At 70.1% G+C, this 21,437-nt stretch carries 20 protein-coding genes; 17 read left to right on the top strand and 3 right to left on the bottom strand.

The window, feature by feature from the left end; genetic code table 11:
- The first annotated feature begins 3 nt into the window (after window positions 1-3).
- From R4P08_RS03680 to R4P08_RS03615, 14 genes are all read left to right on the top strand, one after another.
- A complete protein-coding gene (locus tag R4P08_RS03680; protein ID WP_317812413.1) occupies window positions 4-1,119 on the top strand; it encodes a glycosyltransferase family 4 protein in 1,116 nt (371 codons plus the stop codon).
- A complete protein-coding gene (locus R4P08_RS03675; protein ID WP_317812412.1) occupies window positions 1,109-1,705 on the top strand; it encodes an NUDIX hydrolase in 597 nt (198 codons plus the stop codon). The genes R4P08_RS03680 and R4P08_RS03675 overlap by 11 nt, the downstream gene beginning before the upstream one ends.
- Window positions 1,706-1,779: 74 nt before the next feature.
- Window positions 1,780-2,706 (top strand): pyridoxal 5'-phosphate synthase lyase subunit PdxS, encoded by a 927-nt coding sequence (pdxS, locus tag R4P08_RS03670; RefSeq protein WP_411741149.1) that lies wholly within the window; start codon window positions 1,780-1,782, stop codon window positions 2,704-2,706.
- A gap of 7 nt (window positions 2,707-2,713) precedes the next feature.
- Complete coding sequence (locus tag R4P08_RS03665; RefSeq protein WP_317812410.1) at window positions 2,714-3,601, top strand: acyl-CoA thioesterase II; 888 nt, start codon at window positions 2,714-2,716, stop codon at window positions 3,599-3,601.
- Window positions 3,598-4,212 carry a pyridoxal 5'-phosphate synthase glutaminase subunit PdxT gene (gene pdxT, locus R4P08_RS03660; protein WP_317812409.1) on the top strand — a complete coding sequence of 205 codons (615 nt, stop codon included), beginning with the start codon at window positions 3,598-3,600 and terminating at the stop codon, window positions 4,210-4,212. Before R4P08_RS03665 ends, pdxT begins: the two co-directional genes overlap by 4 nt.
- Before the next feature lie 81 nt (window positions 4,213-4,293).
- A complete protein-coding gene (locus tag R4P08_RS03655; protein WP_317812408.1) occupies window positions 4,294-5,046 on the top strand; it encodes a YebC/PmpR family DNA-binding transcriptional regulator in 753 nt (250 codons plus the stop codon).
- A gap of 60 nt (window positions 5,047-5,106) precedes the next feature.
- Window positions 5,107-5,766: a crossover junction endodeoxyribonuclease RuvC gene (locus tag R4P08_RS03650; protein WP_317812407.1), complete on the top strand. Its 660-nt coding sequence runs from the start codon at window positions 5,107-5,109 to the stop codon at window positions 5,764-5,766.
- On the top strand, window positions 5,763-6,362 hold the full coding sequence (ruvA, locus tag R4P08_RS03645; protein ID WP_317812406.1) for a Holliday junction branch migration protein RuvA: 600 nt from the start codon (window positions 5,763-5,765) through the stop codon (window positions 6,360-6,362). The genes R4P08_RS03650 and ruvA overlap by 4 nt, the downstream gene beginning before the upstream one ends.
- Entirely contained in the window at window positions 6,362-7,471 is a 1,110-nt protein-coding gene (ruvB, locus tag R4P08_RS03640; protein ID WP_317812405.1) for a Holliday junction branch migration DNA helicase RuvB, read from the top strand. Before ruvA ends, ruvB begins: the two co-directional genes overlap by 1 nt.
- A gap of 67 nt (window positions 7,472-7,538) precedes the next feature.
- Entirely contained in the window at window positions 7,539-7,847 is a 309-nt protein-coding gene (gene yajC / locus R4P08_RS03635) for a preprotein translocase subunit YajC (protein WP_317812404.1), read from the top strand.
- A gap of 71 nt (window positions 7,848-7,918) precedes the next feature.
- On the top strand, window positions 7,919-9,619 hold the full coding sequence (secD, locus tag R4P08_RS03630; RefSeq protein WP_317812403.1) for a protein translocase subunit SecD: 1,701 nt from the start codon (window positions 7,919-7,921) through the stop codon (window positions 9,617-9,619).
- Window positions 9,616-10,677, top strand: coding sequence for a protein translocase subunit SecF (gene secF / locus R4P08_RS03625; protein WP_317812402.1), 1,062 nt, complete (start codon window positions 9,616-9,618; stop codon window positions 10,675-10,677). The genes secD and secF overlap by 4 nt, the downstream gene beginning before the upstream one ends.
- Complete coding sequence (locus R4P08_RS03620) at window positions 10,674-11,231, top strand: adenine phosphoribosyltransferase (RefSeq protein WP_317812401.1); 558 nt, start codon at window positions 10,674-10,676, stop codon at window positions 11,229-11,231. Before secF ends, R4P08_RS03620 begins: the two co-directional genes overlap by 4 nt.
- A 45-nt stretch (window positions 11,232-11,276) precedes the next feature.
- A complete protein-coding gene (locus tag R4P08_RS03615; RefSeq protein ID WP_317812400.1) occupies window positions 11,277-13,652 on the top strand; it encodes a bifunctional (p)ppGpp synthetase/guanosine-3',5'-bis(diphosphate) 3'-pyrophosphohydrolase in 2,376 nt (791 codons plus the stop codon).
- 106 nt (window positions 13,653-13,758) lie between these two features.
- Here R4P08_RS03615 and R4P08_RS03610 read toward each other — a convergent pair whose 3' ends face one another.
- The gene (locus tag R4P08_RS03610; RefSeq protein ID WP_317812399.1) at window positions 13,759-14,682 is read right to left on the bottom strand and encodes a peptidylprolyl isomerase; all 924 of its coding nucleotides are present in this window, start codon (window positions 14,680-14,682) and stop codon (window positions 13,759-13,761) included.
- A 203-nt stretch (window positions 14,683-14,885) separates the two neighbouring features.
- Between R4P08_RS03610 and R4P08_RS03605 the strand changes: the two genes are divergently transcribed.
- Window positions 14,886-15,551: an MBL fold metallo-hydrolase gene (locus tag R4P08_RS03605; protein ID WP_317812398.1), complete on the top strand. Its 666-nt coding sequence runs from the start codon at window positions 14,886-14,888 to the stop codon at window positions 15,549-15,551.
- Between the two features lie 81 nt (window positions 15,552-15,632).
- On the top strand, window positions 15,633-16,913 hold the full coding sequence (gene hisS / locus R4P08_RS03600; RefSeq protein WP_317812397.1) for a histidine--tRNA ligase: 1,281 nt from the start codon (window positions 15,633-15,635) through the stop codon (window positions 16,911-16,913).
- Between the two features lie 72 nt (window positions 16,914-16,985).
- On the opposite strand, the gene R4P08_RS03595 is transcribed toward hisS, so the two are convergent.
- Window positions 16,986-17,915 (bottom strand): neutral zinc metallopeptidase, encoded by a 930-nt coding sequence (locus tag R4P08_RS03595; RefSeq protein WP_317812396.1) that lies wholly within the window; start codon window positions 17,913-17,915, stop codon window positions 16,986-16,988.
- Between the two features lie 229 nt (window positions 17,916-18,144).
- On the opposite strand from R4P08_RS03595, the gene aspS reads away from it, so the two are divergent.
- Window positions 18,145-19,953: an aspartate--tRNA ligase gene (aspS, locus tag R4P08_RS03590; protein WP_317812707.1), complete on the top strand. Its 1,809-nt coding sequence runs from the start codon at window positions 18,145-18,147 to the stop codon at window positions 19,951-19,953.
- A 127-nt stretch (window positions 19,954-20,080) separates the two neighbouring features.
- Here the strand turns inward: aspS and R4P08_RS03585 are convergent, their stop codons facing one another.
- Window positions 20,081-21,382, bottom strand: coding sequence for an alkaline phosphatase family protein (locus R4P08_RS03585; protein WP_317812395.1), 1,302 nt, complete (start codon window positions 21,380-21,382; stop codon window positions 20,081-20,083).
- Window positions 21,383-21,437 lie beyond the last annotated feature (55 nt).

Below are 21,437 nucleotides of genomic sequence, written 5' to 3'. Positions count from 1 at the left end.
ATCGTGCGCATCGGCATGGTCTGCCCGTACTCCTTCGACGCGCCGGGCGGCGTCCAGGCCCACGTGGTGGACCTGACGCAGGAGCTGCGTCGGCGAGGCCACAGCGTCCGGATCCTGGCCCCCGGCCGGCCCGGGAACGCGCCGATCCCCGGGATGACGTTGACCGGCCCGGGCGTGCCGATCGCCTACAACGGTTCCGTGGCCCGGCTGAGCTTCGGGCCCGCGTCCTGGCGGGCCACCCGGCAGTGGCTGCGGGAGGAGCCGCTGGACGTCCTGCACATCCACGAGCCCAACGCGCCCGGGGTCGGGATGTTCGCGCTGGCCATGTCCTCCGGGCCCATCACCGCCACCTTCCACACGTCCACCACCGGCTCGCTGATCCTCGGTGCGGCGGACGGCGTCCTGGCGCCGCTGCTGGAGAAGATCCGGGGGCGCATCGCGGTGTCGACCCTGGCCCGGCGCTGGCAGATCGAAGCGCTCGGGTCCGACGCCGTGGAGATCCCCAACGGGGTGGACGTGACCGCGTTCAGTGAGGTCGATTCCTCGGCGGAGCTGTCGGACTCGCCCACGATCACCTTCCTGGGCCGCTACGACGAGGCGCGCAAGGGCATGGACGTGCTCGTGGCGGCCCTGCCCGCCGTGCTCCGGGCAGTGCCCGACCTGCGGCTGCGGATCATGGGCGACGGCGACGAGGGCGCGCTGAGGGCCCGGTTGCCCGCGGGGTTGGACGTGGAGTTCCTGGGCCGCGTCAGCAACACCCGTAAGGCGGCGGTCCTGGCCGGATCGGACGTCTATTGCGCCCCCAACACCGGCGGGGAGAGCTTCGGCATCGTGCTGGTGGAGGCGATGGCGGCCGGGACCGCGGTGGTGGCCTCCGACCTCGACGCCTTCCGGCGGGTGCTGCGCGACGGCGAGTGCGGCGAACTCGCCGCGGTGGGGGACCCCGCGGCCCTGGCCTCCGCCCTCATCCGTGTCCTCGGCGACGAGGAGCACCGGGCGGGGCTGTGCACCCGCGCGGCCGAGGCGGTCCGCGACTACGACTGGCCCGTCGTGGCCGATCGGGTGATCCGTGTGTACGAGACGATCCGCGGACCGGGGGAGACGCTCAGTGTCCGGTGAAGTGGTCCTCCTCGTCGTCGTCATCTCGCTCCTGGTCGCGGCGACCCTGCTCGCGGCCTACCTCACCGCGCTCCGCCTGGACCGGCTCCACATCCGCACCGACCTCGCCCGCGCGGCACTGGTCGGGGCCCTCGAACGGCGGCACACCGTGGCGGCGGCCGTGGTCCTGGACCTCGGCCGCCGCGACCCGGAGGCCGCGCAGCGCCTGTCCCGCGCCCTGGGAGCCGCCCGGGTCCACCCGCCCGACGCGGTGACGGGGGTCGACCCGGCGCCGGAACCGGACAGACGTAGTTGGCCGGCGGACGGCGGCACCGGACACACCGGGGCGCCGACCGCGGAGCTGGCGGAGAACACCCTGGGCATGTTGCTGTCGGGGCTGGACCGGGCCGCCCTGCCCGGCGACCTCGCCGCCGAGCTCGAGGACGCCTCCGACCGGGTGTCGATGGCGCGTCGCTTCTACAACGACGCCGTCCGCGACACCCGGAGTCTGCGGGAGCAGGCAGGCGTCAGGGCGCTGCGACTGGCCGGACGCGCCCCGATGCCGGACTACGTCGAACTCGTGGACTCCCCGCCGCCGGGAGGCTGACCCCACCCGGTCGGGCTGCGGTTGGGGAACGGGGGTCGGCGCGACCTACACTGGACCCCTACTCAGAGTCGTCAATGCCAGGAGAGGCCTACTTCGTGAGCGAGCCGCAGTCCACCGAGAACACCACCGGAACCGCCCGCGTCAAGCGGGGTATGGCCGAGATGCTCAAGGGTGGCGTCATCATGGACGTCGTCACCGCCGAGCAGGCCAAGATCGCCGAGGACGCCGGCGCCGTCGCGGTGATGGCCCTCGAGCGCGTCCCCGCCGACATCCGGGCCCAGGGCGGCGTCGCCCGCATGAGCGACCCCGATCTCATCGACGGGATCATCGAGGCCGTCTCCGTCCCCGTGATGGCCAAGGCCCGCATCGGACACTTCGTCGAAGCGCGGATCCTCCAGGCCCTGGGCGTGGACTACGTCGACGAGTCCGAGGTCCTGACCCCGGCCGACTACGCCAACCACATCGACAAGTTCGAGTTCACCGTCCCCTTCGTGTGTGGTGCCACCAACCTCGGCGAGGCCCTGCGCCGCATCACCGAGGGCGCGGCCATGATCCGGTCCAAGGGCGAGGCCGGCACCGGCGACGTCTCCAACGCCACCACCCACATGCGCCAGATCCGCCAGCAGATCCGCCGGCTGCAGAGCCTGCCCGAGGACGAGCTCTACGTGGCCGCCAAGGAGCTGCAGGCGCCGTACGACCTGGTCAAGGAGGTCGCACAGAAGGGCAAGCTCCCCGTGGTGCTCTTCACCGCCGGCGGTATCGCCACTCCGGCCGACGCCGCGATGATGATGCAGCTCGGCGCCGAGGGCGTGTTCGTGGGATCGGGCATCTTCAAGTCCGGCAACCCCTCCGAGCGGGCCAAGGCGATCGTCAAGGCCACCACCTTCCACGACGACCCGGAGATGCTCGCCAACATCTCCCGCGGTCTGGGCGAGGCCATGGTCGGCATCAACGTCGACGACATCCCCGAGCCGCACCGGCTCGCCGAGCGCGGCTGGTGACCGGCGGGTGGCCAAGATCGAGGACATCCTCGCGATCGAGCGGATCGACCGGGACCTCTATCGCGGTCACCCGATCGAGACCCACCTGCAACGCACCTTCGGCGGACAGGTGGCCGGCCAGAGCCTGACCGCCGCCGTGTCGACGGTGGACGACGACAAGAACGTGCACTCCCTCCACGGGTACTTCATCCGCCCGGGGATACCGTCGGCGCCCACCGTCTTCCAGGTCGACCGGCTCCGCGACGGTCGCAGCTTCGCCACCCGGCGGGTCACCGCGATCCAGGACGGCCAGCCCATCTTCTCGATGTCGGCCTCCTTCCACCAGCGCGACCAGGAGGGCATCGAGCACCAGGACCCCATGCCCGAGGTGATCGACGCCGAGGAGATCCCCTCACCGCGGTACGAGGACCTGGACGACGTCCACCGCGTCTTCGTGGACGAGTGGGCGCAGTGGGACATCCGGTTCGTCCCCCGGGACAAGCTCCGCGGATCCTCACAGATCACCTCCCAGCAACGGGTGTGGTTCCGGTGCGCGGACACGCTGCCCGACGACCCGAACTTCCACGTGTGCACCCTGGCATACATGTCCGACATGACCCTGCTGAGCTCGGCCAAGGTCGTCCACCCGGACGAGCCCACGCAGGACGCGTCCCTGGACCACGCCATGTGGTTCATGCGGCCGTTCCGTGCGGATGACTGGCTGCTGTACGACCAGACCTCGCCGTCGGCGTCCGGAGGCCGCGCGCTGACCCAGGGCCGGATCTTCGACCGCTCGGGGCGCCTCGTCGCCGCGGTCACGCAGGAGGGGCTGTCCCGCCGCCTGCGGGAGGGCGCGCAGTCCTTCCCGGTGGACACCCCGGACGACGGGGCGGCGGAGAACGGGGCAGCGAAGTGAGCGCGGGAGCCCCCACGATCGGAGTGCTCGCCCTGCAGGGTGACGTCGCCGAACACCTGCGGCACCTCGAGACCGTCGGGGCCCGGGCGGTTCCGGTGCGCCGGCGTTCCGAGCTCGACGCGGTTGACGGCCTGGTCCTGCCGGGCGGGGAGTCCACCGCCATGAGCAAGTTGCTCGGCGTGTACGACATGCACGAGCCGGTCGCCGAGCGGATCGAATCGGGGATGCCGGTCTACGGCTCCTGCGCGGGCATGATCCTGCTGGCCTCGACAGTCCTGGACACCCGGGCCGACGCCACCTGGTTCTCCGCGATCGATATGACGGTGCGTCGCAACGCGTTCGGACGGCAGGTCGACTCGTTCGAGGCCGACCTCGTCGTCGACGCCCTCGGACCCGAGCCGCTACGGACGGTCTTCATCCGGGCACCGTGGGTGGAGACCCTCGGGCCCGACGTCGACGTGCTGGCCAGTGTGCGCGCCTCCGACGGCGCCGACCACGTGGTGGCCGTGCGCCAGGACAACGCCCTGGCCACCTCGTTCCACCCCGAGGTCACCGACGATGTCCGCGTCCACCGGTACTTCCTGGACATGGTCCGGCAGTCGACCTCGTAGAGTGGGCTGTCAGCGACACCTGTAAGTCACCGCGAGGTCATCCAGGCCTCACCCAGACACCCCCGGAGGGCGGAACTCCCCATGTCAGGCCATTCCAAGTGGGCCACCACCAAGCACAAGAAGGCAGTTGTCGACGCCAAGCGCGGCAAGCTCTTCGCCAAGCTCGTCAAGAACATCGAGGTGGCGGCCCGTACGGGTGGAGGTGACCCCGACGGCAACCCGACGCTGTTCGAGGCCATCGCCAAGGCCAAGAAGAACTCGGTCCCGGGCGACAACGTCGAGCGGGCGCGCCGGCGCGGCGCGGGCGAGGAGGCGGGCGGCGCCGACTGGGAGACGATCATGTACGAGGGCTACGGCCCGAACGGCGTGGCGATGCTCATCGAGTGTCTGACGGACAACCGCAACCGTGCGGCCATGGAGGTCCGGACGTCCATGTCCCGCAACGGCGGCAACCTGGCCGACCCGGGGTCGGTCTCCTACCTCTTCGCCAGGAAGGGCGAGATCCTCCTGGACAAGGGCGAGCTGGAGGAGGACGACGTCCTCATGGCCGTGCTCGAAGCAGGGGCCGAGGAGGTCAACGACCTCGGTGAGCAGTTCGAGGTGATCTGCGAACCCACCGATCTCGACAAGGTCCGCACCGCGCTCCAGGAAGCCGGGATCGACTACGAGTCCGCGGAGTCGAGCTTCCGGGCCTCGGTGGAGGTCACGGTCGACGCCGAGGGGGCGGGCAAGGTGTTCAGGCTGGTCGACGCTCTCGAGGAGTCCGACGACGTCCAGAACGTCTACTCCAATGTGCACATCCCCGACGACGTGCTGGCCGCCCTGGACTCCTGACCCCGGAGCCACTGGTAGGGTCTCGAACGTAAGTTCTATCAGTGCTCGGCGGAGGTTGCGATGCGTGTCATGGGTGTGGACCCGGGTCTGACCAGGTGCGGTCTGGCGTTGATCGAGACCGCACCGGGTCGCTCCGTGACGGCCCTGGACGTGGACGTGGTCCGCACGACGGCGGACCAGCCTCTCGAGCGCCGGCTCCGCGCCGTGCACGAGGTGGCCGACGAGTGGATGGCCATCCACCGTCCGGACGTGGTGGCGATCGAACGGGTCTTCGCGCAGAACCAGGTCTCGACGGCGATGGGCACCGCTCAGGCCGCGGGAGTGATCGCCATGGCGGCGGCCTACCGCGACATCCCGGTGGCGTTCCACACCCCGTCGGAGGTCAAGGCGGCGATCACCGGTAGCGGGCGTGCGGACAAGAAGCAGATGACGTTGATGATCACGCGGATCCTCGGATTGCAGAAGCCGCCCAGCCCGGCGGATGCCGCCGATGCACTGGCGCTCGCGGTATGTCACAGCTGGCGGGCGCCCATGCAGGGGCGGATCGCCGGGCTCGACTCGCAGGTGTCACGGTCGCGAGCCGGGTTCGAGGCCAAGGTGGCCGCGGGGCGCGAGGCGGCCGCCGCGACCCACGCCAGAGGCCGGTCGTCGAGCGCTGATCAGGACCGCGCCCGGGCGGCTGCCCGGGACATGGCTCGGACGAAGGGAGTGCGCTGGTGATCGCCTCGATACGAGGGACGGTGGCCGAGATCGGGCTGGACCGGTGCGTGGTGGAGACGGGCGGCGTCGGCGTCCTGGTGCACGCCACGCCCGCGGCGCTGGCCGGGCTGCGCCGCGGGAGCGAGGGGATGCTGCACACCGAGCTGGTGGTCCGCGAGGACTCGCTCACGCTCTACGGCTTCGACTCGGTGGCGGCCAGGACCCTCTTCCTCACCGTCCAGACCGTGTCCGGGGTGGGCCCGCGGCTCGCGCTGGCGATCCTCGCCACGCTGGAACCGGACGAGCTCGTTCGCGCGCTGGGCACCGAGGACGTCAAGGCACTCACGAGGGTTCCCGGAGTGGGCAAGCGCACCGCCGAACGGATGGTGCTCGAACTTAAGGACAAGGTCGGTCAGGTGCCGGGGGCCGGCCCGGCAGACGGTTCCGCGGGAACGTCGGCGGTACCCGCGGCAGCAGAGGTGGCCGGGGCGCTCGAGGGGCTCGGCTTCTCGGCGGCGGAGGCCGAGAAGACCGCCACCGCGGTCCTCGCCGGCGACCCGACGCTCGGCCCGGCCGAGGCCCTCCGGTTGGCGCTGCGCTCTCTCGGGAAGCGCTGATGGCCGGGCCGTTCGACGCGGGCGAGCTCCACGCCCCGGACGGTGGCGAGGGGCCCGACGACGAGCTGACCGCGACACTGACCCCGTTCGATTCCGATGTCGAGGGAGCTCTCCGCCCACGGAACCTGAGCGAGTTCATCGGACAGGAGACGGTCCGGGAGCAACTCGACCTGGTGCTCACCGCGGCCACCCGCCGGGGCGTCGTCCCCGACCACCTGTTGTTCTCCGGACCGCCCGGACTCGGGAAGACCAGCCTGGCCATGATCGTGGCCGCCGAGCTCGGGGGTTCGCTGCGCATCACCTCCGGACCCGCCCTCGAGCGTCCCGGCGACCTCGCGGCGATGCTCTCCAACCTCGTCGAGGGCGACGTCCTGTTCATCGACGAGATCCACCGCATCGCGCGTCCGGCGGAGGAGATGCTGTACCTGGCGATGGAGGACTTCCGGATCGACATCATGGTGGGAAAGGGGCCGGGCGCCACCTCGATCCCGCTCGAGATCGCACCGTTCACGCTGGTAGGAGCCACCACCCGCTCGGGCGCACTGACCGGTCCGCTGCGCGACCGCTTCGGCTTCACCGCCCACATGGACTTCTACTCGGACGCCGACCTGGCGCGCATCGTCTCCCGGGCCTCCGAGATCCTGGCGATCCCGTTGGAACCGGACGCCGCCACCGAGATCGCAGGTCGGTCCCGCGGGACACCGCGGATCGCCAACCGGTTGCTGCGGCGCGTGCGTGACTACGCCGAGGTGCGGGCGGACGGCCGGATCACCGTGCCCGTGGCCCGCGCCGCGCTCCTGGTCTACGAGGTCGACGAGCTGGGTCTGGACCGGCTCGACCGCGCCGTGCTGCGCGCACTTCTCATCCAGCACGAGGGCGGGCCGGTGGGCCTGAGCACCCTGGCCGTGGCCGTGGGGGAGGAGTCGAGCACCCTCGAGGAGGTCTGCGAGCCGTTCCTCGTCCGCGCCGGCCTGCTCTCCCGGACTCCCCGCGGCCGGGTCGCCACCACCGCGGCGTGGGATCACCTCGGGCTTCGTCGCCCCGACAGGGCGCCGGGGCAGGCCGTGCTGCCGGTGGACATCGACCCGGGGCCCGGCCCGCGCGGCTGACCTCGGGGCTGGCATCCTCGAACGCGACCGGTCCGTAGGTGCGGACCAGACAACCGGGAGGAACCGCATGGGACTGGAACTCTTACTACCCCTGATGATCATCGCGCTCATCGCGCTCATGGTCCTGCAGAGCACCAAGCAGCGTAAGGCGCTCAAGGCACTGAAGGAGATGCAGGAGTCGCTGACCGCGGGCGACCACGTCCTGACCACCTCCGGCCTGCACGCCACGATCTCCTCCATCGGCGAGGAGACGGTGGTCCTGGAGATCGCCCCCGGCGTCCGGACCCAGTGGGACCGCCGCGTGATCCGGGAGAAGCTCGACACCAACTCCACCCCCGGAGACCCGTCCGGAACAGACGTCACGGGTTCTCTGTAGGCGCCTACCGGCGAGTAGTGTGATGGGGCCGACCAGCCGGAGGCCCTGACGAATACCGAGAGAGTCCACCTGTGTCATCAGTACGTTCTCGCGGCGTCGACGCCCGCCCCCGACCATGGGCGCTGCTGTCCGCCTTCCTCCTGGTCCTGTTCATCCTCTTCCTGGCGGCGTTCGCCGTCGCGGATCGAGGCCTGACACCCAAGCTCGGTATCGACCTACAGGGCGGCACCAGAGTGACGCTGATCCCCAAGGGTCAGCCCGGCGAGGCGGATCTGCGGCTGGCGCAGGACATCATCCGGGATCGCGTCGACGGCCTGGGCGTGGCCGGCACGAGCGTGGTGGTCGAGGGGAGCAACATCGTCCTGACGGTCCCCGGTGAGGACTCCAGCCAGGCCCGTGACCTCGGCACCACCTCGCAGCTCACCATCCGGCCGGTCCTGCAGGTGCAGCCCGTCGCCGAGGGTGATCTGGAGCCGGTCCCCGCGGACAAGGGTGACCGCGAGGCCGTGGCCCGGGAGGTCGAGGAGGCCCGCGAGGTCCGCCAGGGTGATCCCGCCGAGCTCACCGCGGCCCTCCCGACCTTCCGCTGCCCCGAACGCGACATCCTGGCCGGCTTCGACGACCAGTCCCGGGCGCTCATCGCCTGCGGTGACGGTGCCAAGTACGTCCTCGGCCCGGTCCCGCTGCTCAACGGGGAGCCCGAGGACGGCAAACGCCTGGACGGCCAGCAGATCGTCAAAGACTCCGTGAGTTCCGGCTTCAGCCAGCAGGCGGGGCAGAACGAGGTCTCGTTCCGCTTCACCGCCGGGCCCGGCGAGCAGGGGAGCGCCACCTGGTCGCGACTGACGCAGGAGAACCTCCAGAAACAGATCGCCATCCTCCTCGACGGATCGGTGATCAGCGCCCCGGTGGTCCAGGGTGTGACGCCGGTCGGTTCGGCGACGTCCATCACCGGCAGCTTCACCACCGACGAGGCGGCCTCACTGGCCGCCAACCTGCGCTACGGCGCCCTGCCCATCTCCTTCGAGGACCCGAACGTCGACAACGTCCCGGCCTCCCTCGGTCTCGCCTCCCTCGAGGCGGGCCTGCTCGCGGGAGCGATCGGCTTCCTGCTGGTCCTGGCCTACTCGGCCGTCTACTACCGACTCCTCGGGGTGCTGGCGTTCGTCTCGCTGGCCCTGTCCTTCCTCCTGACCTACGTGGTGTTGGTCTTCCTGGGTTACACCGTCGACTACAGCCTCGACCTGGCGGGCATCGCCGGACTGGTGATCGGCATCGGCATGACGGCCGACTCCTACGTCGTGTTCTTCGAGCGGATCAAGGACGAACTCAGGGACGGGCACAGATTCAGATCCGCCGTCCCGAGAGCCTGGAAGAGCGCCAGCCGCACCATCGTCACCGGCAACATGGTCAGCCTCATCGGCGCGGTCGTGCTCTACCTCCTGGCCAGCGGCGAGGTCCGCGGCTTCGCGTTCACGCTCGGCCTGACCACCGTCACGGACGTGTTCGTCGCCTTCACCGTCACCTGGCCCTTCGTGTACCTCGCCTCCACCAGGGCCAGGTTCGCCAGACCGTCGGCCAACGGCATGGGCCGGATGGAGACGCTGCAGGCGGCTGCCGCCGCACAACGTCGGCTGGACCAGCAGGCGGAGAAGGAGAGCGGGCCGGACCGTGATCGTGGGGTGACCGCCACCATCCGTGGTCCCGGCGGCGCCACCGCGACACTGCCCCGGTCCGATCGTCCCGCCACCGATGAGGAGGAGGGCCGATGAGCACTCCCACTGTCACCACCGCCGCCGAGGGCGGCACGCCGGCCGAAGCCAAGCCGGACAGCCTGTTCACCAGGCTCTACACCGGGACCGGCGCGTTCAGGATCGTGCCCAATCGTCGCAGGTTCTACGTGCTGACCACCGTGATCGTGGCCATCTGTCTGGCCAGCATCCTGTTCCGCGGATTCACCTTCGGGATCGACTTCACCGGCGGCACCAAGCTGACCATGCCGGCCGGGGACATCGACAAGGGCCGCGTGGCCACGGTGGTCGAGGAATCCGTCGGCGAGGAACCGCAGACGGTTCAGATCGTCGGCGCCGGGGCGGCCCGGATCGTCGAGGTCGAGACGCGCTTCCTCACCAGCGACGAGATCAGAGCCGCCAAGAACGCGCTCTTCGAGGAGTTCCAGCCCGTCACGGCGGGCGGGGAGACCTCCGTGGAGGCGATCGGCGACTCCGCGCGCAGCGAGAGCTGGGGTGGGCAGGTCACGGAGAAGGCCCTGATCGCACTCGCCGTGTTCCTGGTGGTGGTCTTCGGCTACATCGCGGTCCGTTTCGAGTGGCGGATGGCAGCGGCCGCCATCGCGGCGCTGGTGTTCGACGTGGTGACCACCGCCGGCGTCTACTCGATCCTCGGTTTCGAGGTCACCCCGGCCACCGTCATCGGTCTCCTCACGATCCTCGGGTTCTCGCTGTACGACACGGTGATCGTCTTTGACAAGGTCGAGGAGAACACCCGGGGGCTGAAACACACCGCCAGACGCACCTATGCCGAGGAAGCCAACCTGGGCGTCAACCAGACCCTCATGCGCTCCATGCACACCACGATCATCGGCATCCTGCCGCTCCTGGCGCTGGTCGTGATCGCGGTGTGGATCCTGGGGGTGGGGACGCTGCTGGACCTCGCGATCGTGCAGATGGTGGGCATCGTCACCGGAACGTTCTCCTCCATCTTCCTCGCCACACCCCTGCTGGTGTCCCTCAAGGAGCGCGACCCGGAAATCAAGCGCCAGACCGCCAAGGTCCTGGCCCGACGCGAGAAGGCCGAGGTCGCCTCATGACCGATTCAGTTGTCACCGGGGTATCACCGGCGATCTCCGCCGTGGTCGAGAGACTGATGCGGCGAGTCGAGGACTTCCCCTCCTCTGGGGTCCAGTTCTGCGACCTCACGCCGGTGTTGGCCGATACCGACGGGTTCGACGCCGTGGTCACCGGGCTCATCGCGGGCCACGAGATCGGCACCATCGACTTCGTCGCCGGGCTCGACGCCCGGGGCTTCCTGCTCGCCGGCGCCGTCGCCGTCCGCCTGCACACGGGAGTCCTGGCCGTCCGGAAGGGCGGCAAGCTCCCGCCACCGGTGCACTCGCGGTCCTACGAGCTCGAGTACGGGGCGGCGACCCTGGAACTCCCCGCGGACGGCCTCGACCTGCGCGGCAAGCGGGTCCTCGTCGTCGACGACGTGCTGGCCACAGGTGGCACCCTCGGTGCGGCCGTGGGGCTGCTGGGGGACTGCGGCGCTGTCGTCGCGGGCCTGTCCGTGGTTCTGGAGATACCCGGACTCGGGGGGCGCGATAGACTCGCCCACACACCGCTGACCTGCCTCACGGTCGCGTGACCCCCGGCCGTCGTTGACGGACCGTATCTGGAGGGAGGAGCCGTAATGACGCAACGGCAGGACCCCGCCGGGGACGCCGGGTCAGGCGCGCAGCCCGCATCGGACTCCCGGACCAAGCTCACCACCCAGCCCAACACCCAGCCGATACCCGTGATCCCGGGCACCCGACCGTCCGCCGGGAAGAGGGTGCGCGCCCGCTGGGCGCGGCGGCTGACCTCCGGACTGACGGTGACCTCCACCCCGGCCGTCCTCGAGCCGCTGGTGCGGGTGCACAAGATCCATCACCCCAAGGCCGACGTGGGTCTGCTGGCACGGGCGTACGCGCTCGCCGAGCGCCAGCACGACGGGGTGTTCCGGAAGTCCGGCGACCCGTACATCACCCACCCCCTCGCGGTGGCCACCATCTGCGCTGAGATGGGGATGGATACCACCACCCTCGTCGCGGCGCTCCTGCACGACACGGTGGAGGACACCGACTACTCGCTGGAGACCCTCGCCACGGACTTCGGGGGAGAGGTCGCCCACCTCGTGGGCGGGGTCACCAAGCTCGACAAGGTCGAGTTCGGGGAGGCCGCCGAGGCCGAGACCATCCGCAAGATGATCATCGCGATGGCGCACGATCCGCGCGTGCTGGTGATCAAGGTGGCCGACCGCCTGCACAACATGCGGACCATGCGGTTCCTCCCGCCGGAGAAGCAGGTCAAGAAAGCCCGCGAGACCCTCGAGGTGATCGCCCCGCTGGCCCACCGCCTCGGCATGGCCACGGTGAAGTGGGAACTCGAGGACCTGGCGTTCGCGATCCTGGAGCCGAAGAAATATCAGGAGATCGTGCGACTGGTCGCCGACCGTGCGCCCAGTCGGGACGTCTACCTCGGCACCGTGATCAACCGGGTCAAGACCGACCTGGAGAAGGCGCACATCCTCGCCCGGGTCGAGGGTCGGCCCAAGCACTACTGGTCGATCTATCAGAAGATGATCGTCCGCGGTCGCGAGTTCGACGAGATCCACGACCTGGTGGGCATCCGCATCCTGTGCGAGGACGTGCGGGACTGTTACGCGGCCATCGGCGTGGTCCACTCCACGTGGAAGCCGATGCCCGGACGGTTCAAGGACTACATCGCCCAGCCCCGGTTCGGTGTGTACCGCTCTCTGCACACCACGGTGATCGGCCCCGACGGCACGCCGCTCGAGATCCAGATCCGGACGCACGAGATGCACCGGAACGCCGAGTACGGCATCGCCGCGCACTGGCGGTACAAGGAGACGAGCGGCAAGCACCACGGTGACCCGGCCGAGGTCGACGAGATGGCGTGGATGCGCCAGCTGCTCAGTTGGCAGCGCGAGGCCGCGGACCCGGGCGAGTTCCTCGATTCGCTGCGCTTCGAGATGACGAGCAAGGAGATCTTCGTCTTCACCCCAAAGGGTGACGTGATCAACCTCCCCGTCGGCGCGACGCCCGTGGACTTCGCCTACGCCGTCCACACGGAAGTCGGTCACCGGTGCATCGGCGCCCGCGTGAACGGCAAGTTGGTCGCTCTGGAGAGGCCACTGGAGAACGGCGAGGTGGTGGAGGTCTTCACCTCCAAGGACCCCAACGCCGGGCCCAGCCTGGACTGGCAGAAGTTCGTCGTGTCCGGCAGGGCCAGGAGCTCGATCCGGCAGTGGTTTGCCAAGGAGCGTCGCGGGGAGGCGTTGGAGCGCGGCAAGGACCTCATCACGCGGGAGGTCCGGCGCGGAGGTGTCCCGGTCCACCGGGTGTTCTCCAACGAGTCGATCGCCGGCGTCGCGCGCGAGCTGGGCTACGGCGACGTCACCATGCTCTACACCGCGATCGGTGAGAACCACGTCTCGGCCAAGCAGATCGTGGCCCGTCTGGTCTCCGCCCACGGCGGCGTGGACGAGGTCACCGAGGAACTGGCGGACCGGTCCAGGGACAAGAACATCACCTCGCACCGCCCCGCGCCGTCGGGCGCCGGGGTATTGGTGGGCGGGGTGCAGGACGTCCACGCCAAGCTGGCCCGGTGCTGTACCCCGGTTCCGGGCGACGAGGTGTTGGGGTTCATCACCCGCGGCGGCACGGTCAGTGTTCACCGCACCGACTGCACCAATGCCTCGGATCTGCACCGGGAGCCGGAGCGGCTGGTCAAGGTCGAGTGGGCGCCCCAACCGGGTGCGATGTTCCTCGTGGCGATCCAGGTCGAGGCACTCGACCGACATCGGCTGCTGTCCGACGTCACCAAGGTCCTCGCGGACGAGAAGGTCAACATCCTGTCCGCTTCGGTCAAGACGGCCGGGGACGACAGGGTCGCGATCTCGCGGTTCACCTTCGAGATGGCGGACCCCAAACACCTCGGACACGTCCTGCAGACGGTCCGACGCGTCGAGGGGGTCTTTGACGTCAACCGGGTGACATCGAACTAGCGACACCGAACTGGCGACACCGAGCTAGCGACATCGAACCAGGCCGGCCGACCGGCTCCGCCGGGAGTTCACTCCTCGGGAAGCCCGTCGACCGGCCTGGCGGAGATCACTCCTCGGGCAGTCCGTCCTGACCTTCCAGAACGACTTTCTCGATGGTGATCGGCCGCTTGGGGACCTGGTTGTCCGAATTGCTCGGATCGTCACTCTTCACGCCGGTCTTGGCGATATCGTCGAGAACCTTGAGCCCGGGCTCGCCGATCGTGCCCATGACCGTGTACTCCGGCGGCAGTGTGGAGTCCTCGTACACCAGGAAGAACTGGCTGCCGGCGCTGTTCGGTGACTGCGACTTGGCCATGGCGACCGTGCCACGGGGGTAGATCGCCGACCCGGAGCCGTCCTCGGACACCGCCAGGTCGGTGGGCGGCTCGTCGACCACCGCGTACCCCGGCCCGGACAGTCCGGTCCCGGTGGGGTCCCCGCACTGCAGGACCGACAGGCCCGGGCCCTCCGCGGACACGGTCAGACGGTGGCACTCCGAATCGTCGAAGTACTGCTGCTCGGCCAGGTGGACGAAGCTCGCGACGTTGCAGGGGGCCCCGGAGCGGTCCAGGGTGATCGGGATCGCGCCCCGGTCCGTGGTGATGGTGAGGTCCGCCGTGCCCTTCCGGGCCTGGTCTCCCGCGGGGGGCTCGGCGTCCCGCTTGGTCTTCTCGACGGTCTCGATCTGCTTGTTGAACTTGCGCACCTCCGCGAGCATCTCGGCGCCCTGGTCCTCGAACTCGGCCGGGTCGAGCTTCTCCGGGGTCTCGCCGTCAGTCGAGTACTCACACGTCAGCCAGTTGCCCGCGTACTCCTCGGCGCGTTTCTCGTCAGCCTTCATCCAGACGACGACGCCCACGATGCCCACGAGCACCACCACGACGACGGACGCCGCCGCGATCCGCAGCTGTTTCTCGCGGCGGGCCTGCGCCTCCATCTGATCGCGGAGGCGCTGACGCGCTTCTGCTCGGCGTTCCTGATTGGTGGACACTGACCCTCCTGGGTACCTGGACTAGGCTGGAACAGTCGGCTGCAGCCGCGGTGGGGACTCACAGAGCAGACCACGGCGCTCCAGCCCAGGGGTCTTGTCTACCAGGTCGGGCTGTGACGGCTGAACACCACTCCGGTGTCCTGCCCAGTGGCCCGGCGGTTCGCGACCGACGTCGCGGACGATCGAGGAAGGGAGCACAGGACGTGCAGATCATCGGGTTCCCCGCGGGGATGTTCCAGACCAATTGCTACATCGTGTCCGACGACGCCGGGGACTGCGTGATCGTGGACCCCGGCCAGGACGCGGAGGAGCAGGTGCGGCGCCAGATCTCCGAGGGGGGCCTGAGGCCACGCGCGGTCCTGCTCACCCACGGACACCTCGACCACATCTGGAACGCCCGACAGGTCGCGGACCACTACGGCGTCCCGGCCTACATCCACCCGGACGACCGCGTGATGCTCTCCGATCCCGGCCAGGGGCTCTCGCTGGACCTGTCGGCCATGCTCAAGGGCCAGACGTTCAGTGAACCCGCGGAGGTCATCGAGGTGTTCGACGGTGACAGCCTGACCTTCGGGTCGATGACCTTCGACGTGGACCACGTCCCCGGCCACAGCCCGGGCTCCGTGTCGTTCCGGACCACGGTCGCGACCGAGGAGGGGCCACGCATGGTGGTACTCGGGGGCGACGTGCTGTTCCAGGACGGCGTCGGCCGCACCGACCTGCCCGCCGGCGACACCGAAGTACTACTCCAGTCGATCGCCAAGAAGTTCCTCGTCCTGGACGACGACGCGGTGGTGCTCCCCGGGCACGGCCCCTCGACCACGATCGGGCGCGAACGCCGGTCCAACCCGTTCCTGCGGGACCTGTAGAACGACTCCCCGGACCCACTGCCTCGACGAGGGCGACTGCCCCGTGAGAACCACCCCCGACACAACAAGGACTCCCCAGACGTGACCGGCACCGAGAAGAAGACCGCGCTCAAGGCCCCCAAGGGCGTGCCCGACTATGTCCCCCCGGGCTCGGCCGGGTTCGTCGCCGTCCGGGACGCGATCACCACCGCCGCCCGGCGCGCGGGGTACGGGCACATCGAGCTCCCGATCTTCGAGGACACCACGCTGTTCGCCCGCGGGGTGGGGGAGTCGACCGACGTCGTCTCCAAGGAGATGTACTCGTTCGAAGACCGGGGAGGCCGGAGCGTCACCCTGCGTCCCGAGGGCACTGCCGGGGTCATGCGTTCGGTCATCGAGAACGGTCTGGACCGCGGCCAGCTCCCGGTCAAGCTGTGCTACGCCGGCCCGTTCTTCCGGTACGAACGCCCCCAGGCCGGCCGGTACCGACAGCTGCAACAGGTCGGCATCGAGGCGATCGGGATCGACGACCCGGCGCTGGACGCCGAGGTGATCGCGGTGGCGGACGAGGCCTTCCGCTCGCTCGGACTGACCGGTTTCCGCCTGGACCTCACCTCGCTCGGCGACGACTCCTGCCGCCCCGCCTACCGGGAGAGGCTGCAGGACTTCCTCGCCGGGCTCGACCTCGACGAGGCCACGCGGGAGCGCGCTCGGATCAACCCGCTGCGCGTCCTGGACGACAAGCGCCCCGAAGTGCGGGCGCAACTCATCGACGCGCCGCTGATGGTCGACCACCTCTCCGAGGAGAGCGCCGCGCACTTCGCCGCGGTCAGGTCGCACCTCGACGCGCTGGGGGTGGCCTACGAGGTCAACCCGCGAATGGTGCGGGGACTGGACTACTACACCAAGACCACGTTCGAGTTCGTCCACGACGGCCTGGGCGCCCAGTCCGGCATCGGCGGCGGCGGACGCTACGACGGGCTCATGGAGCAGCTCGGCGGGCAGGCGTTGTCCGGCATCGGGTTCGGCATCGGGGTCGACCGCACGATGCTCGCGCTGCAGGCGGAGGGCATCGACCCCGCCGCGGGCGGTCGCGTGGACGTGTACGGCGTCGCGCTCGGCGCCGACGCCAAGGCCGCCCTGGTCCCGGTGCTGGCAGCCTTCCGGCGCGCGGGGATCCGGGCCGACATGGCCTACGGCGACCGCAGCATGAAGGGCGCCTTCAAGGCCGCCGATAAGTCGGGGGCGACCGTCACCGTCGTCGTCGGGGAGGACGAGTTGGCCGCCGGGACCGCCGTCGTCAAGACCATGGCCACCGGAGAGCAACACCCGATCCCGCTGGACTCGGTGGTCGCTCACGTCGCCGGGCTCGTCGCGCCCTGACGCGGCTGTCGCATGTGACAGCCGCGCGGGATGGACGCGCGGGTGACAGCCCCGCAGGCGGCAGCCCCCGCGCTACAGCTGCGCAGCGAAGGTGTCGCAGGCCTGCATCGAGCCCTGGTCGTAGCCGATCAGGAACCACTGCCGCCGCATCTCCGACGAGCCGTGGGTCCACGAGTCCGGGTCGACGCGGGCCCCGCCCGACCTCTGGATGTGATCGTCGCCGATCGCCTCGGCGGTCTGGATGATCGCGTCCACGTCCGCGCTGGTCAGGCTCTCCAGCAGCGGCAGCTGGCCGCCCGGGGCCGGGGTCGAGGTGGCGTAGTGCGCCCACAGCCCGGCGTAGCAATCGGCCTGCAGCTCGACCCGCACCGCGCCCGACGAGGGACCCTGCGGGTCCTGCTGTGAGCGGCTGATGTCGCCGAGCATGGTCTGCGCGTGGTGGCCGAACTCGTGCGCGACCACGTACATCTGGGCCGCGCTGCTCCCCGATCCCCCGAGTTGGCCCACCAGGACCTGGTCGAAGAAGGCTGGGTCGATGTAGACCTCCTGGCCGGCCGGGCAGTAGAAGGGGCCGACGTCGGAGGACGCGGCGCCACACCCGGTGTCGATGGCTCCGCGGAAGATGTTGGTGTGCGGCTGGACCCAGCGCATCCCGGCCTGCTCGGGCATCTGGGTGCTCCACACGTCCTCGAGGCTCTCGGTGGTGGCGACGATCCGGCAGACCGTGTCCGAGTTGGCCCGCTGGAGGTCGCACTGATCGATCTGCGCCTGGTACTCCTGCGCGGAGCCGGACAGCTGACCCTGCCCTGAGCCACCCTGCCCCGAACCACCCGAGTCCAGTCCGAGCTGGTCCAGGTCGACGCCCAGGAACAGCGCGATGAGGACGACGACGACACCGCCCACGCCTCCGCCGACCGCCATTCCCCGGCGGCCCCCACCGCCTCCGCGGCCTCCTCCGGAGACTCCACTGGTGTCCAGGCTCCCGTTCTGCCGGAAGGTCATGTCCGCCGCCCTTCGTCCACGGTGTCGCCGGTCCAGCCCGGCTCGCGCACCTCCGCGGTCGAAGGACACTGTATTGGTCGCCGGGTGGGCGCCGCAGCCGACGCCGGGAACTGGCCCAGGTCGACGTAGACTGTGCTCCGTCAGAGCCCGGACCGACTGCTTCAGAACGCGGTGGGTCCGACAGTCGCTCGCAGAACACCACATGTTTTCCGATGAGAGGACCACCGCAGTGCTGCGTACCCATTCCGCCGGCCAACTCCGAGCCGCCGACGCAGGGGACACCGTCACCCTGGCCGGCTGGGTCGCGCGCCGCCGGGATCACGGCGGGGTCATCTTCGTGGACCTCCGCGACTCGAGCGGCGTGTGCCAGGTGGTGTTCCGCTCCGAGGAGGTCGCCGACCGGGCCCACCGGCTCCGCAACGAGTTCTGCGTGGCCATCACCGGTGTCGTGGACCAGCGCCCCGAGGGGTCACAGAACCCCAACCTCGCCTCCGGTGAGGTCGAGATCGACGTGGTCTCGTTCGAGGTGCTCGGGGAGTCCGCACCCCTGCCGTTCCAGCTCGACGACGAGGTGGGCGAGGAGGCGCGCCTGCGCCACCGCTACCTCGACCTGCGCCGCGAGGGTCCGGGGTCGGCCCTCCGGCTGCGGTCCAAGGTCAACGCCGCCGCCCGCAACGTCATGGCCCGCCACGACTTCGTGGAGATCGAGACCCCCACCCTGACCCGGTCCACCCCTGAGGGTGCCCGCGACTTCCTCGTCCCCGCCCGTCTGCAGCCGGGCACGTTCTACGCGCTCCCGCAGTCGCCGCAGCTGTTCAAGCAGCTGCTCATGGTGGCCGGGATGGAGAAGTACTACCAGCTCGCCCGCTGCTACCGCGACGAGGACTTCCGCGCCGACCGTCAGCCGGAGTTCACCCAGCTCGACGTGGAGATGAGCTTCGTGGACCAGGACGACGTGATCGCCCTGGCGGAGGAGATCCTCACCGATGTGTGGGCCACCGCCGGGCATCAGATCACCACGCCGATCCCGCGGATGACCTACGCCGAGGCGATGCGTCGCTTCGGTTCGGACAAGCCGGATCTGCGCTTCGAGATCGAGCTGGTCGAGTGCACGGAGTTCTTCGCCGACACCCCGTTCCGCGTGTTCAAGGCCCCGTACGTCGGCGCCGTGGTGATGAAGGGTGGAGCCTCCCAGCCCCGTCGTCAGCTCGACGCCTGGCAGGAGTGGGCCAAGCAGCGCGGGGCCAAGGGGCTCGCGTACATCCTGATCAAGGAGGACGGTGAGCTCGGCGGCCCCGTGGCCAAGAACCTGTCGGACGCCGAGCGCGCCGGGATCGCCGCCCACGTCGGGGCCGAGCCGGGCGACTGCGTCTTCTTCAGCGCCGGGGGCGTCAAGGCCACCCGCGCGCTCCTGGGCGCCGCCCGCGGCGAGATCGCGGACAAGCTCGGCCTGATCGACCCGGACAAGTGGGCCTTCACCTGGGTCGTCGACGCGCCGATGTTCGAGCCCGCCGACGACGCCACCGCCGCCGGCGACGTGGCCGTGGGCTCGGGCGCGTGGACCGCCGTGCACCACGCCTTCACCTCGCCCAAGCCCGAGCACCTGGACACCTTCGACACCGATCCGGGCTCGGCGCTGGCCTACGCCTACGACATCGTGTGCAACGGCAACGAGATCGGTGGCGGGTCGATCCGCATCCACCGCAAGGACGTGCAGGAGCGCGTCTTCGGCGTCATGGGCATCTCGCAGGAGGACGCGCAGGAGAAGTTCGGCTTCCTGCTCGACGCCTTCTCCTACGGCGCCCCGCCGCACGGTGGCATCGCCTTCGGCTGGGACCGCATCTGCGCCCTGCTGGCCCACACGGACTCGATCCGCGACGTCATCGCGTTCCCCAAGTCCGGTGGCGGGGTCGATCCGCTCACCGATGCGCCCGCGCCGATCACCGCGCAGCAGCGCAAGGAGTCGGGGATCGACACCAAGCCGGTGCAGCGCGGACAGGCCGCGCAGACGGAGCCCGCCGCCGGCGCGGCCACGTAGTCGCCTGACCCCTGGCGATGCTCGTCGCGCGTCCGTTCACGCGCTGAACCGGCCCCGGCCCGCGGCACCTCTCCCACGAGGGGGTGCCGCGGGCCTTGCCGTATCGCCTCGGTCCATGCGGCTCCGGTCAGAGGTGGAACGCCTCCAGCGCGGGGCTGCCGTCCATCGCGGAGTGGTCGAGGCCGAACAACCGGGCCACGGTGGGCGCCACGTCGAGGGTGCGGACAGGGCGGTCCACCACAGACCCGCGACGCACGATCCGGTGGCCGCCGCCGATGAAGAACGGGATCCCCAGGGTGACCTCGTGACCGTGATTGCCCGGGATCGGGTTGGAGAACGGGGTGGGGTCGGAGAAGCGCCAGCCGGGATGACAGGTGGCCACCAGGTCGCCGCCGCGCTCGCCCAGGGAGAGTTCGGCGGGATCGTAGAGACGGTTGACCCCCGGCAGGGCGCCGACGACCTCACGCAGTCGCGCCAGCGAGACCTCCCGCTCGGAAGCTGGCCCGAGGTAGACGAACGTGTCGGCCCCGCCGTTCTGGGCGATCCCGAACCGGCCGCGTAGCGCGCCGTCGGCCTCGATCGCCCCGGCCGCGCTGATCAGGCTGAGTGGCTCCGACCAGTCCATGCCGTGGTCGGCCAGGACGATGAACACCGACCGCTCCCAGCGACCGGTCGACCGCAGAAACTGCTCGAAGTCCCACAGTTTGTGATCGGAGTTCGCCACCGCCTGGTTACGGGCCAGGCGCAGCGACGTCCCCGACAGGTCCATGTGGCCGAAGCGGTCCATGTCGCCGAGGTTGACGAACGTCATCCGCGGCGCGTGATCGGTGACGGTCTGCTTGAGCGCCTCGATCGTGAACCAGTCGAGCGAGTGGTCGGTGATCGGCAGCAACGGGAACGGTGCCCACTGCACGCTCGCCCGGCCACCGAACAGGCCGTGGAGATAGTCCTTGCTCAGGACGCTGGCGGTGGTCAGTCCGGCCTCCGTGCGGATGCGGTCGAGCACCGTCGGCGCGCGGAGGTCGTCGGGCCGGTCGAGGGTCCGCTCGGCTCCGGCGGCCCGGTCCCAGACGGAGTTCGCGGGCACCCCGTTGCGTCGGGGGAGGACCCCGGTGACCATCGCGGCGTGATTGGGGAGCGTCTCGGCGATCATCACCGAGGAGGCGTCGGTGAACCGGGTCCCCTCCGACGCCCAGCGATGCAGGGTGGGGGACTGGACGGGGTTGAGCTCGTCGGGCCGCATCCCGTCGGTGACCAGGACGTAGACGTCCATGTCGTCGGCGACGGGCCGGGTCGGGTTGGCCCACACCTGTGCCGGTTCGGCGAGCAGGGTGACGCCCACCGCCCCGGCCGCGGCGACCACCCCGGCTCCGGCCAGCGCCTCCCGCCGGGTCATGGTGGGGCCGTGGCAGGGGTCGTGGCGGCTCATCGGGTGGGGCTCCTCGAGGTTCGGGCGGGTCTGGTCACAGGTCTACCCCGCCGGT

The organism is Rhodococcus sp. IEGM 1408 (assembly GCF_033142235.1).
GTDB lineage: Bacteria > Actinomycetota > Actinomycetes > Mycobacteriales > Mycobacteriaceae > Dietzia.
Note: the sequence above shows the minus strand (reverse complement) of the source record. Positions and strands in the feature narration are given on the sequence as shown.

Coding starts and splice junctions, on each gene's coding strand:
- pdxS (WP_411741149.1), top strand. CDS start 1,780: ATGCCAGGAGAGGCCTACTTCGTGAGCGAGCCGCAGTCCACCGAGAAC.
- R4P08_RS03655 (WP_317812408.1), top strand. CDS start 4,294: ATGTCAGGCCATTCCAAGTGGGCCACCACCAAGCACAAGAAGGCAGTT.
- R4P08_RS03650 (WP_317812407.1), top strand. CDS start 5,107: ATGCGTGTCATGGGTGTGGACCCGGGTCTGACCAGGTGCGGTCTGGCG.
- ruvB (WP_317812405.1), top strand. CDS start 6,362: ATGGCCGGGCCGTTCGACGCGGGCGAGCTCCACGCCCCGGACGGTGGC.
- yajC (WP_317812404.1), top strand. CDS start 7,539: ATGGGACTGGAACTCTTACTACCCCTGATGATCATCGCGCTCATCGCG.
- secF (WP_317812402.1), top strand. CDS start 9,616: ATGAGCACTCCCACTGTCACCACCGCCGCCGAGGGCGGCACGCCGGCC.
- R4P08_RS03620 (WP_317812401.1), top strand. CDS start 10,674: ATGACCGATTCAGTTGTCACCGGGGTATCACCGGCGATCTCCGCCGTG.
- R4P08_RS03615 (WP_317812400.1), top strand. CDS start 11,277: ATGACGCAACGGCAGGACCCCGCCGGGGACGCCGGGTCAGGCGCGCAG.
- R4P08_RS03595 (WP_317812396.1), bottom strand. CDS start 17,915: ATGACCTTCCGGCAGAACGGGAGCCTGGACACCAGTGGAGTCTCCGGA.
- R4P08_RS03585 (WP_317812395.1), bottom strand. CDS start 21,382: ATGAGCCGCCACGACCCCTGCCACGGCCCCACCATGACCCGGCGGGAG.